This is a genomic window from Actinomadura decatromicini, assembly GCF_008121305.1.
GTDB lineage: Bacteria > Actinomycetota > Actinomycetes > Streptosporangiales > Streptosporangiaceae > Spirillospora > Spirillospora syzygii.
In genome coordinates, this window is the sequence record NZ_VSRQ01000001.1 from 1,102,299 (window position 1) to 1,114,233 (window position 11,935).

Annotated in this window: 14 protein-coding genes; 1 reads left to right on the forward strand and 13 read right to left on the reverse strand. The window is 70.1% G+C overall.

The features are described from left to right. Window positions 1–74: 74 nt before the first annotated feature. The 13 genes from FXF68_RS04405 to FXF68_RS04465 all read right to left on the reverse strand — a co-directional run bounded on the left by FXF68_RS04405 (window position 75) and on the right by FXF68_RS04465 (window position 11,091). A complete protein-coding gene (locus tag FXF68_RS04405; protein ID WP_067903172.1) occupies window positions 75–539 on the reverse strand; it encodes a DUF2550 domain-containing protein in 465 nt (154 codons plus the stop codon). 36 nt (window positions 540–575) lie between these two features. Further along, window positions 576–962, reverse strand: coding sequence for a F0F1 ATP synthase subunit epsilon (locus tag FXF68_RS04410; RefSeq protein ID WP_148348398.1), 387 nt, complete (start codon window positions 960–962; stop codon window positions 576–578). Window positions 963–1,032: 70 nt separating this feature from the next. Then, window positions 1,033–2,463: a F0F1 ATP synthase subunit beta gene (gene atpD / locus FXF68_RS04415; RefSeq protein ID WP_148757581.1), complete on the reverse strand. Its 1,431-nt coding sequence runs from the start codon at window positions 2,461–2,463 to the stop codon at window positions 1,033–1,035. A gap of 2 nt (window positions 2,464–2,465) precedes the next feature. Continuing rightward, window positions 2,466–3,359 carry a F0F1 ATP synthase subunit gamma gene (locus tag FXF68_RS04420; RefSeq protein ID WP_148757582.1) on the reverse strand — a complete coding sequence of 298 codons (894 nt, stop codon included), beginning with the start codon at window positions 3,357–3,359 and terminating at the stop codon, window positions 2,466–2,468. A 5-nt stretch (window positions 3,360–3,364) separates the two neighbouring features. Continuing rightward, window positions 3,365–4,999, reverse strand: coding sequence for a F0F1 ATP synthase subunit alpha (gene atpA / locus FXF68_RS04425; protein ID WP_148757583.1), 1,635 nt, complete (start codon window positions 4,997–4,999; stop codon window positions 3,365–3,367). A 38-nt stretch (window positions 5,000–5,037) separates the two neighbouring features. Beyond that, the gene (locus tag FXF68_RS04430) at window positions 5,038–5,859 is read right to left on the reverse strand and encodes a F0F1 ATP synthase subunit delta (RefSeq protein WP_148757584.1); all 822 of its coding nucleotides are present in this window, start codon (window positions 5,857–5,859) and stop codon (window positions 5,038–5,040) included. Continuing rightward, a complete protein-coding gene (locus FXF68_RS04435; RefSeq protein ID WP_148757585.1) occupies window positions 5,856–6,413 on the reverse strand; it encodes a F0F1 ATP synthase subunit B in 558 nt (185 codons plus the stop codon). Before FXF68_RS04435 ends, FXF68_RS04430 begins: the two co-directional genes overlap by 4 nt. Window positions 6,414–6,444: 31 nt before the next feature. Continuing rightward, window positions 6,445–6,681 (reverse strand): ATP synthase F0 subunit C, encoded by a 237-nt coding sequence (atpE, locus tag FXF68_RS04440; RefSeq protein ID WP_148757586.1) that lies wholly within the window; start codon window positions 6,679–6,681, stop codon window positions 6,445–6,447. A 101-nt stretch (window positions 6,682–6,782) separates the two neighbouring features. Next, window positions 6,783–7,577 carry a F0F1 ATP synthase subunit A gene (gene atpB / locus FXF68_RS04445; RefSeq protein WP_148757587.1) on the reverse strand — a complete coding sequence of 265 codons (795 nt, stop codon included), beginning with the start codon at window positions 7,575–7,577 and terminating at the stop codon, window positions 6,783–6,785. A gap of 61 nt (window positions 7,578–7,638) precedes the next feature. After that, window positions 7,639–7,863, reverse strand: coding sequence for a hypothetical protein (locus FXF68_RS04450; protein WP_148757588.1), 225 nt, complete (start codon window positions 7,861–7,863; stop codon window positions 7,639–7,641). A gap of 87 nt (window positions 7,864–7,950) precedes the next feature. Beyond that, window positions 7,951–8,451 (reverse strand): Cg1360 family ATP-synthase-associated protein, encoded by a 501-nt coding sequence (locus FXF68_RS04455; RefSeq protein WP_148757589.1) that lies wholly within the window; start codon window positions 8,449–8,451, stop codon window positions 7,951–7,953. A gap of 309 nt (window positions 8,452–8,760) precedes the next feature. Continuing rightward, window positions 8,761–9,909, reverse strand: coding sequence for a glycosyltransferase family 4 protein (locus FXF68_RS04460; protein WP_148757590.1), 1,149 nt, complete (start codon window positions 9,907–9,909; stop codon window positions 8,761–8,763). Window positions 9,910–10,119: 210 nt separating this feature from the next. Beyond that, complete coding sequence (locus tag FXF68_RS04465; RefSeq protein WP_148757591.1) at window positions 10,120–11,091, reverse strand: DUF2207 domain-containing protein; 972 nt, start codon at window positions 11,089–11,091, stop codon at window positions 10,120–10,122. 245 nt (window positions 11,092–11,336) lie between these two features. Between FXF68_RS04465 and FXF68_RS04470 the strand changes: the two genes are divergently transcribed. After that, on the forward strand, window positions 11,337–11,762 hold the full coding sequence (locus FXF68_RS04470; protein ID WP_148348387.1) for a hypothetical protein: 426 nt from the start codon (window positions 11,337–11,339) through the stop codon (window positions 11,760–11,762). The last annotated feature ends 173 nt before the right edge of the window (window positions 11,763–11,935 follow it).

Genomic DNA, 11,935 nt, shown 5'->3' on the forward strand with positions numbered 1-11,935 from the left:
CCGCGTCCACGCCGTTTCGATACCGCCGCCTTACCGCTTCCTAGCCATCCCGCGGGGCCGGGAAGGGACCCGCGTCACTCCGGCGGGTGCAGCTCCACCGGCAGGCCGGGCGGCGCCGCCTCCAGCCACGCGAGGAACCCGGTCAGCGCCGCCGCGCCCATCGCCAGCTCCACCACGAGGTCGCCGTTCCGGACCTCGATCACGCTGACGTCCGGCGGCAGGCCCGCCGCCTCCTCCGGGTCCGGGTCGCGCCGGTTGGACACGACGAGGCCCCGGCGGTGGATCACCTGCCGGGGCCTGGTCCGGAATCCGAACACGCGGTGCCAATGCAGCACGTCGCCCTTGTAGCGACCGATGCCGAGCCGCCACACTCCGGGGGCTCCGCCCTCCAGGGACAGCTCCCGCAGGGAGCACTCCACGGCGCCGCCGCCGCGGGTGAACAGCCGGCGGCGCACCGCCATCGACACGAACAGCAGCGCGGCCAGCAGGACGACCGCGGCGAGCACCCCGCCCGCGTCGAGTGCCAGGTGTTCGCCCAAATCCCCCGCCGTCCGTCGTGCCGCCGCGCCGGGCGCCTAAGCCTCGATGCCCGCGGCGCGCAGCCGCGCCCGGGCCCGGCGCTCGCGCGTCGCGTCCTCGTCCTCGGCGGCGAGCGCGTTCTCCAGCGCCTGCCGCGCCTCCGGGACGTCGACCTCGTCGCCCAGCTCGGCCTGCTCGGCCAGCACCGACACCTCGTCGGCGGCGACGGAGAAGAACCCGCTGCCGACCATCGCCGAGATCGGCTCGCCGCCGTCGGCGGGCTCGATCTTCACCACGCTGCCGTCGAGGAGGATGCCCAGCACCGGGGCGTGCCCCGGCAGGATGCCCATCGAGCCCTCGACGGTCTGGGCGACCACCATCCTGGCCTCGCCGGTCCAGATCTCGCGCTCCGGCGACACCAGGCCGACCTTAAGGTTTGCCACGTCTGCTTCCTCCCACGGCCTCCCACGACCCGGCCGGGGCCGCCGCGCGGGCGGCCCCGGTCCGAGCGGACTACTTCTCCAGCTCCCGGGCCTTCTTCTCGACGTCCTCGATGCCGCCGCACATGAAGAACGCCTGCTCGGGCAGGTGGTCGTACTTGCCCTCCGCGATGGCCTTGAACGACGCGACGGTCTCGTCCTTCGGGACCGTCTCGCCGGGCTGGCCGGTGAACTGCTCGGCCACGTACATCGGGTGCGACAGGAAACGCTCGATGCGCCGCGCCCGCTGGACGGTGACCTTGTCCTCCTCGGAGAGCTCGTCGATGCCGAGGATGGCGATGATGTCCTGCAGCTCCTTGTACTTCTGCAGGATCCGGATCACTTCCTGGGCGACCTCGTAGTGCTCGTTGCCGAGGATCTGCGGGTCCATGATCCGGGACGTGGAGTCGAGCGGGTCCACCGCGGGGTAGATGCCCTTCTCCGTGATCGCGCGGGACAGCGTGGTCGTCGCGTCCAGGTGCGCGAACGTGGTGTGCGGCGCCGGGTCGGTGATGTCGTCGGCGGGCACGTAGATCGCCTGCATCGAGGTGATCGAGTGGCCGCGCGTCGAGGTGATCCGCTCCTGGAGCACGCCCATCTCGTCCGCCAGCGTCGGCTGGTAGCCCACCGCGGACGGCATGCGGCCGAGCAGCGTCGACACCTCCGAGCCCGCCTGGGTGAACCGGAAGATGTTGTCGATGAACAGCAGCACGTCCTGGTTCTGGACGTCGCGGAAGTACTCCGCCATCGTCAGCGCGGACAGCGCCACCCGGAGCCGGGTGCCCGGCGGCTCGTCCATCTGGCCGAACACGAGCGCGGTGTCCTTCAGGACGTTCGCGTCCGCCATCTCGACCCAGAGGTCGTTGCCCTCGCGGGTGCGCTCGCCGACGCCGGCGAACACCGAGGTGCCGCCGAAGTTGCGGGCGACACGGCGGATCATCTCCTGGATGAGGACCGTCTTGCCCACGCCCGCGCCGCCGAACAGGCCGATCTTGCCGCCCTTCACGTACGGGCACAGCAGGTCGATGACCTTGATGCCGGTCTCCAGCATCTCCGTCTTCGACTCGAGCTGGTCGAACGCGGGGGCCTTGCGGTGGATCCCCCAGCGCTCGTTGACCTCAAGGGACGCCGTCGGGACGTCCAGCGCCTCGCCGAGGGCGTTCCACACGTGGCCCTTGGTGACGTCGCCGACCGGCACCGCGATGGACTCGCCGGTGTCGACCACCGGGCCGCCGCGGACCACGCCGTCGGTCGGCTTCATCGAGATGGCCCGGATCATGTTGTCGCCCAGGTGCTGGGCGACCTCCAGGGTCAGGGTCTGCGTCTCGCCGCCGAGGGTCGCCTCGACCTTGAGTGCGTTGTAGATCTCCGGAATGGCGTCCGCGGGGAACTCCACGTCGACGACCGGGCCGATGACCCGGGCGACGCGCCCGGTCGCGGTCGCCGTCTCTACCTGAGCAGTCATTCTCACTCCCCGCCAGACTCGGCGAGCGCGTCAGCGCCACCGACGATCTCGCTGATTTCCTGGGTGATCGCGGCCTGCCGCACCTGGTTCATCTGGCGCGTGTAGACCCCGACCAGTTCGTTGGCGTTGTCCGTAGCCGACTTCATCGCCCGCCGCACCGAGGCGTGGAACGACGCCGCCGACTGGAGCAGCATGTGGAAGATGCGGCTCTCGACGTAGTTGGGCAGCAGGAGGTCGAGCGCCGCCGCGGCGGACGGCTCGAACTCGTACGCGGGCGGCACCCGGTCGGCGGACGACTCCCCGATCTCCAGCGGGAGCAGCCTTCTGACCTGGACCTCCTGCGTCAGCATCGACACGAACTGGGTGTAGACCACGTGGATCTCGCCGACACCGCCGTCCGCGTCCGTCTTGAGGAAGTCCTCGGTGAGGCGCCGCCCGATCCGCTCGGCGCTCGGGAAGTCCGGGCGGTCGGTGAACCCGTGCCACGTCTCCGCGACCTCGCGGCCGCGGAACCGGTACCACGTGATGCCCTTGTTGCCGATGACGTACGGGACGGGCTCGCGGCCCTCCTCCCGCAGCCGCGCGATCAGCGCCTCCGCCTCGCGGATCACGTTGGCGTTGTAGGCGCCGCAGAACCCGCGATCGCTCGTGATGATCAGGACCGCGCTGCGGTTGTCGGCCGGCTGCTCTTGGAGCAGCGGGTGGTCGATCCCGACATGATGGCTCACCAGCGCGGACAGGGCCTGCGTGATCCGGTCGGCGTACGGCTTGGACGCCGCCACCGCCTGCTGGGCCTTGACGATCCGCGAGGTGGCGATCATCTCCTGGGCACGAGTGATCTTGGCGGTCGACTTGACCGACTTGATCTTCTGCCGGAGCTGGCGAATCTGGGCCATCGCCGTCAGTCCTTCTTGACCCTGGTGATGGTCTCCTGCTCGACGTCCTCGTCCGCGATCGGCTCGACCGGCTCCTCGGCCAGCAGCTCGCCCTCGCTGGTCTGGAAGCCCTTCTTGAACTCCGTGATGGCGTTCTTCAGGGCCTGGAGGCCGTCGTCGGAGAGCTTGCCGGTCTCGCGGATGGAGGCCAGCAGGCCGCTCTCCTCCCGCTCGATGTAGTCGAGGAACTCGCGCTCGAAGCGGCGGACGTCGGCGACCGGGACGTCGTCCAGCTCGCCGGACGTGCCCGACCACACGGACACGACCTCCTGCTCGACCGGGAACGGGCTGCCCTGCGGCTGCTTCAGCAGCTCCACGAGGCGGGCGCCGCGGTCGAGCTGCGCGCGGGACGCGGCGTCCAGGTCGGACGCGAACGCGGCGAACGCCTCCAGGTCGCGGAACTGCGACAGCGCGAGCCGCAGCGTGCCGGCGACCTGCTTCATCGCCTTGATCTGCGCGTCGCCGCCGACCCGGGAGACCGAGATGCCGACGTTGATCGCCGGCCGGACGCCCTGGTTGAACAGGTCCGTCTCCAGGAAGCACTGCCCGTCGGTGATGGAGATGACGTTCGTCGGGATGTACGCCGACACGTCGTTGCCCTTGGTCTCGATGATCGGCAGGCCCGTCATCGAGCCCGCGCCCATCTCGTCGGACAGCTTCGCGCAGCGCTCAAGCAGCCGGGAGTGCAGGTAGAACACGTCGCCCGGGTACGCCTCGCGCCCCGGCGGGCGGCGCAGCAGCAGCGACACCGCGCGGTAGGCCTCGGCCTGCTTCGACAGGTCGTCGAAGATGATCAGGACGTGCTTGCCCTGGTACATCCAGTGCTGCCCGATCGCCGACCCGGTGTAGGGGGCGATGTACTTGAAGCCCGCCGGCTCGGACGCGGGCGCCGCCACGATCGTGGTGTACTCCAGCGCGCCCGCCTCTTCGAGGGAGCGGCGGACGTTGGCGATCGTGGAGCCCTTCTGGCCGATCGCGACGTAGATGCAGCGGACCTGCTTCGTCTCGTCGCCGGACTCCCAGTTCTCCTTCTGGTTGATGATGGTGTCCACGCAGACGGTCGTCTTGCCCGTCTGCCGGTCACCGATGATCAACTGGCGCTGGCCGCGGCCGATCGGCGTCATCGCGTCGATGGCCTTGATGCCGGTCTGCAGCGGCTCGCTCACCGACTGCCGCTGCACGACCGTGGGGGCCTGCAGTTCGAGCGCGCGGCGCTCGGTCGTCTCGATCGGGCCCTTGCCGTCCAGCGGGTTGCCCAGCGCGTCGACGACGCGGCCGAGGAAGCCGTCCCCCACGGGGACGGACAGCACCTCGCCGGTCCGGCGGACCTTCTGGCCCTCCTCGATCTTGCTGAAGTCGCCGAGGACAACGGCGCCGATCTCGCGCACGTCCAGGTTCAGAGCCAGGCCACGGGTACCGTCCTCGAACTCAAGGAGTTCGTTCGCCATCGCGGAGGGCAGGCCCTCGACGTGGGCGATACCGTCGCCGGAATCGACGACGGTGCCGACCTCTTCGCGCGCGGCGGCCTCGGGCTCGTACGACTGGACGAAGCGCTCCAGCGCGTTCCGGATCTCGTCCGGACGGATCGTCAGCTCCGCCATGATTCCTCTCTTGCTCCCTAGAGTCAGCTCTACCGGTCTTAACCGGGGCCGAGCCGCCGGCGGACGTCGTCCAGCCGTCCGGCGATGGTGCCGTCGATGATCTCGTCCCCGATCTCGATCGACAGGCCGCCGATCACCGTGGGGTCGATCTCGATGTTCAGGTGTACTTCGTGGCCGTAGGCGGCGGCGAGCACCGCGGCGAGCCGCGTGCGCTGCGCCTCCGGCAGCTCGGCGGGCGTCCGCACGAGCGCGACCAGCCGCTGCCTGCGCTGGGCGACGAGCTTGCCGTACTCGGCGAGCCCCGCCTCCAGGCTACGTCCTCGCGGACGCAGCGCCAGCTCGGTGACCAGCGTCAGCGTCGCCTCGGTGACCTTCCCGTCGAGCAGCGCGTTGACCAGGCCGAGCTTGCGCTCGTCGGGCAGGGACCGCCCGGCGAGCGCGCCGCGCAGCTCCGGCTCGCCCTCGACGACGCGGGAGAACCGGAACAGCTCGTCCTCCAGGTCGTCGATGCGCCCGTCGGCCTCGGCGCGGGCGGCCTCGGCGGTGACCGCGAGGGCCTCCACCGCGTCCGACAGCTCCGAGGGGGACGACCAGCGCAGCCGGACGACGTCGGCGACCAGCCCGAGAGCGGCCGGCGACACCTTGCCCTCCAGCAGGATCTGGACGAGCTGCGCCTTGTCGGCCCCGTCCCGCGCCGGGTCGGAGACCGCCCGCCGCAGGCCGTGCTCGCGGTCGATCAGGTGCAGCACCGCGAACAGGTCGCCGCCGAGTCGGGCCAGGTCGGCGGAGGGGATGACGGCCTCCAGCCGCTCCATGGCCTCGGCCAGCGACGCCCTGCTCACCGCTCCCGTGATGGTCATGATGTGATCTGCTCCTGCGTGCGGGCGCGCTCTTCCAGCTCCTCAAGGAACCGGTCGACGACCCGGCTCTGCCGCGCGCTGTCCGCAAGGGACTCGCCCACGACGCGTCCGGCCAGCTCGACCGACAGGGCGCCGATCTCGGCGCGCAGCGACTGCAGCGCCTGCTGCCGCTCCGCCTCGATCTGCGCCTTGGCGTTCTCGACGATCCGGCGCGCCTCGACCTGGGCCTGCTCCTTGGCCTGGGCGATGATCTGGGCGCCCTGCTCCTCGGCCTTGCGCCGCTCGTTCGACGCCTCGACCGCGGCCGCCTTCTGCTGGGCCTTGTACTGGTCAAGAACCTGCTGGGCTTCCTTCTGCGCCTGCTCGGCGCGTTCGAGGCCGCCTTCGATGGCCTGCGTGCGCTCCTCCAGCGTCTGCTGCAGCCGCGGGACGAGGATCCTGCCGACCACGATCAGGACGACGAGGAACGAGAAGATGCCGACGACGAGCTCGAACGGGTGCGGAAGCAGAGGGTTGTTGTTCTCCGCCGCAAGGACGGAAGCTGCTTCGATCATGCCTACAGCCCTCCTCGGGTGGGAAGCGTGATCAGACGCTCTTGAAGATGAACGGCGCGACCAGGCCGATCAGGGCGAGCGCCTCGGTGAGGACGAAGCCCAGCATCATGTTGGTGCGGATCACGCCGGTCAGCTCGGGCTGGCGGGCGATGGCGTTCACGCCCTGGCCGAAGATGATGCCGATGCCGATGCCCGGGCCGATGGCCGCGAGGCCGTAGCCGATCGCGGTGACGTTGCCTTCGACGGCGGCGAGGACGGCTCCCGTCATGGGTTCTTCCTTTTCTGTCGGCCGGCGGAGTGTCCGCCGGTCTGGCTTACGAGGTTGTCGGACGGGCCAGGCGCCGAGGGGGCGCCGCACGACCCTGGGGCTCAGTGCTCCGCGTGCAGCCCGCTCTGGATGTACATGGCGGCGAGCATCGCGAACAGGAACGCCTGCAGGAACTGGATCAGCAGCTCGAACGCGGTCAGCAGGATGGTGACGACCACGCCGACGAGGCCGAGGCCGAACCCGGCGGCCGTGGGCTTCTCGAACAGGAAGTAGAAGCCGACGAGGCTGAAGAACGCCAGGATCATGTGCCCGGCGAACATGTTGGCGAAGAGCCGGACGGCGTGGGTGAAGGGGGCGATGATGAAGGTCGAGAGGTACTCGATCGGCACCAGCAGGAAGTAGACCGGGAGCGGCAGGCCCTTGGGGATCATGTTCGTGAAGTACTTCACCGGGCCCTGGTGCTTGAAGCCCAGGTACACCTTGACGCAGTACACGAAGATCGCCAGCACGGCCGGGAACGCGATGTGCGACGCGATCGGGAACTGGATGATCGGGACGACCGAGAAGATGTTCCAGATCCAGATCATGAAGAACAGCGTCATCAGCAGCGGCATCCACTGCTCGGTGTTCTTGCCGAGGAACGGCCGGGCGATCTGGTCGCGGACGAACATGTAGCCGACCTCGCCGACGTTCTGCATGCCGCGCGGCACGAGCTTCGGCTTGGCGAAGGCCATCCAGAACACGACGCACACGACGAGCGCGCCGAAGACCGCGAAGAAGACGGGCTTGGTTAGCCAGGCGGGGCCGCCGGGGAAGAGGGGCGGGAAGTCGAACAGCTCCGTCCCGGGGGCCTCGAACTTATCCCCTCCGGAGGCGAGGACCGTCAGCGCGTTCACGCGGCGTTCCCTTCATCAATGTTGTGATGTGACACAAAGGCTTCCTCGGCGGCGGCGCCGCTCAGGAGGAGTGGCGACCGTACTTCAGGTAGACCAGGTAGATGGCGAGCCCGGCGCCGATGACCACCCCGACCATGATCAGCCAGGTCTGGTCCGTCAACTCGGCCAGCAGCCACCCCAGACCGCCCCAGATGATGATCCCGGAGAGCAGGTAGCTGGGCACGGACCAGGCGGCGTCGGCGAATTCCCGTTGGCCGTCCTCCGGCCGACGTTTCTGCTCGCTCATCGCGCTCCGGACGATAGCAGGCCATGCCTGCGGTGGTCATATTGGAGTAGTCCCCGAAGGGGCGCCGCACCGTCCGTGGCGGGGTCATCACGGACTCCGGTCCAGGACGTTGCGCGGCTCGGCGGCGTCGTCGTCCCGCGACTCACCGGCCTGGTGCTCGCGGGCGTCGGACTCGGTCGCTTGGGGGGCGTCGGCCCGGGGCTCGTCGATGTAGGGCCTGCGCTGCAGCGCGACCCGGAACTCGGCGGCGATCCACAGCATCGCGAGCGCGATGACCGTCCAGCCGAAGACCGTGGTGTTCCAGATGGTCACCTCGGCCACCACGGTGACCAGCACCATCATGACGAGGATCTTCACGACGTAGCTCGCGAGCGCGGCCATCATCATGGTCTGCGCGGAGATCTTGCCGGCCCAGGAGACCGCCAGCGCGCTGACCGAGAAGAAGGCGATCACCACGACGGTGGCCAGTGCCGCCGCGAGGGCGCCCTTGGCGCCGGCGGCCAGCAGGCCGATCAGGACGGCGCCCACCCCGACGACCGAGGTCGGGATCGCGGCGCCGCGGAGCATCCGGGCGTCGGAGGTATGCATGAGGGCTCCGGCTGGTCACGTTCAGTGGTCGTCTCTTGTTCGTGAAAGGTATCACAAGCGTCCGGAATGTCCACAATTACCCTGAAGGTAATGCGCCGCGCGGGCTCCCACGCGCTACTCCGGGTCACACCCGTCCCCCCGGACCCTAGCCCAGCCCGCGGGTCCAGCCCATCGTTACCGAGGAGGACGACCCGAACCCCTACCGCGACGAAGCGCGGTCAAACCTACGACTTTCGGGACGAAACAGGACGCCGGTCAGACCCGCGTCGCGGGGCGCCCGATCAGACGCGCCGGATCAGACGCGCCGGATCAGACGCGCATCGCGGGACGCTGGGCGGGCTGCTCCCCGTCCGGCGGCGGGACGGCCCTGCGGCGCGGCCTGCCGAACATCAGCAGGAGCCCGACGACCGCGACGCCCACCGTGATGCCGAGGACCTTCCAGGCGGCGTCGATCAGCGCGAACCCGATCAGCCCGGACGCGAGCAGGCCCACCCAGACGTACATGATCAGCACGGCGCGGCGGGTGGAGTGGCCGAGTTCCAGCAGGCGGTGGTGCAGGTGCTGCTTGTCCGGCGCGAACGGCGAGCGGCCCTGGTTCGTGCGGCGCCACACGGCGAGCAGCATGTCGATGAACGGGATCGCGGCCACCGCCGGGACCAGCAGCATCGGGACGAAGAACGGGAACAGCCCGTTGGTGAGGACCGTCGGGTCGAACTGCCCGGTCAGCATGATCGTGGACGCGCTGAGCAGCAGCCCGATCAGCATCGAGCCGGTGTCGCCCATGAAGATCTTGGCCGGGCTGAAGTTGTGCGGCAGGAAGCCCGCGCACATCCCGAACAGCACGGCGGCGATGAGCGTGGCGGCCGACAGCGTGGTCAGCCCGTTCACCCGCGACAGCAGGTAGGCGTAGGAGAACAGGCCGAGCGCCGCGATCCCGACGACGCCCGCGGCGAGGCCGTCCAGCCCGTCGATGAAGTTGACGGCGTTGATCGTCGCGACCACGACGAGGACGGTCAGCGGCACCCCGTAGGCGGGCGGCAGCGTGAGCGACTCCCCGGTCGGCAGCGGCAGCGCGTAGACCTGGATGCCCTGCATGATGAAGATCCCGGCGGCGGCGACCTGCCCGGCGAACTTCGTGAGGGCGTCCACCTCCCAGCGGTCGTCGGCGATGCCGATCAGCACGATCAGCCCGCCGGACAGCAGGAACGCCCTGGTCACGTTGATGTCGCCGTCCGCGAGGACCTTGCGCATCTCCGGCAGCCCGGTCGCCACCACGAGCGCGGCCACCATCCCGCCGAACATCGCGAGGCCGCCGAGCCGGGGCGTCGGGATGACGTGGACGTCGCGCTCGCGCGGCACGGCCTGCGCCCCGAACCACACCGCGAACCTGCGCACCGAGGGGGTCAGCAGGTAGGAGACGAGCGCGGCGACGAGGATGGCGAGCAGGTATTCCCGCACTCTCCCGCGCCTCCCCTCCGGCCGATCGCCGTCGTGTCCCCGCTGTCGTGTCTTCGCCGTCGTCGTGTCTTCGCCGTCCGGTTCCGATGCCCCGTACACGCGGACCGTCACCTGCGCGGCCCCGTCACCTATGAAGACGGCCCGCCGGAACGATCTGTTCACGTCGCGACCGACCAACTGTAGTCCTCATCCGCGGACGTTCGCCCCGACTCACACCATCCTGGGCCGGTCCGCGCACAGGATCCCGGCGCCCACGATCATGAGCGCGAGCCCGGCGAGGCACCGGTCGCCGAGCGAGAACGCCCACGCCCCGTGCGCCGCGACGTCGTCGCCCGCGTCCGCGGCGACCAGCAGCAGTCCGGCGGCGGCGAGCCCGGCCCCGGCCGCCCGGCGGGGCGCCGGACGGCGCGCCAGCAGCGGCACGAGCGCGACCGACAGCGCGAGCAGCGCGGTGCCCGGCCAGCCGCCCGTCCAGTGCGGCGGGACGTACTTCGGCGGCTGGACGGCGACCGCGTGCTTGGGCAGCCGGACCTTGATCGTCATCCCCTCGTGCGGGGCGAGCGCGCCCTGCAGGAAGTCCACCGCGTAGGGGCCGTCGCGGTCGCGCAGGCAGCGGGTCGTCGCGCCGGGGGCGCCCGCCCGGCAGGTCGCCCGGCGCAGCGGCACCGGCGCCTCCACCCGGACGGCGGCGTTCGCGATCGGGACGCTCCAGCCGGTGCCGATCGCGTCCCAGACCAGCTCGTCGTGGTCGGCGCGCGGGGTGAAGGCCCGGGCCACGGCGTACTCGATCACGTACGCCTGGCGGCCGCGCACCTCCCGGCGCCGGTCGCCGACGCTGATCTGCACGTCGTTCAGGAACCGCGTCGTGCGGACCCTGGACGGCGCGCCCGTGGACGACCCGGCCCGCACGTCCCGCACGTCGTAGACCCGGTCGCCGTGCCGGAACCGGACGCGCCGGACGATCCCGTGCTCCCCGCTGCGGTCGAAGTCGTAGGTGATCGTCTCCCGGACGTACAGCACCCCGTCCCCGCCCAGCGTGAGGACGACGTCGTAAGTGGGGATCATCTCACCCGGCGCCGGCCCCGCCACGGCGGACGCGGGCAGCGCGAGGACGAGTGTCGTCAGCAGGAGCACGCCCGCGGAGATCACGGGCCCCCGGACACGGCCACGCACGTCAGGCATGGTGGCATCGTTGCGGTCCGCGCGTCCGCGTAACGCCGCCGATACTGCCCGCGAGGCCAGGGGACCGGATCCGCCGGGACGCCCGCGGAGGACGTCCCGGACCCTTGGACGCCCGCGGCCGCCTCCAGGTTCGCAAGATCGAGGATTTCGACCTTCCCTGGTCACAGCCTAAAAATACGATAAAGATGATCTTGTCGGCCCTGCTAGGTTATCCGTCGCTAACCAAGACTGATCATGGAGGATCTATGCGGCGTATCGCAGCCGTGGCGCTGACCGCCGGCACTCTGATGGCGGGCATGGCCGCCGTCGGGACCCCCGCGGAGGCGGCCACCAGCTGGGCCCCGTACAACTCGTACTCGAACATCAGCGCGTGGGGCACCTACTCCCGCAGCGGCGGCAGCACCTACGTGAAGGGCTACCTGCGCGACTCCGCGAAGAACGGCTGGACCGCCTGCGTGCGGTTCCTGTTCACCGAGGGCAGCAAGCAGTACTGGTCGCGCCACAAGATCATCGCGACCACGTCCAGCGGCAGCACGTACAACTTCGACGGCAAGGGCACCGTGGCCATCAGCGCCAAGTCCAGCTACAGCAGCCACCTCTGGGTGCAGGAGTGCGGCCGTAACAAGAAGACCGGCAAGTACCTCTACGGCAAGGGCAAGAAGCTCTTCTGAGCCCTCGCGTGAGTGACCACGCGTAACCGACTTACGCGAGGCCCCGCCCGGCCCGGCGGGGCCTTCACCATTTCCGCGCCCGGGCCATTCTCACTCGGCTCGGCACCGGGCTCGGCCGGCCGTTCAGCGGCCCCTCCGGGAGTCGTCCGGCCAGCTCACGGACCCGGCTGCTC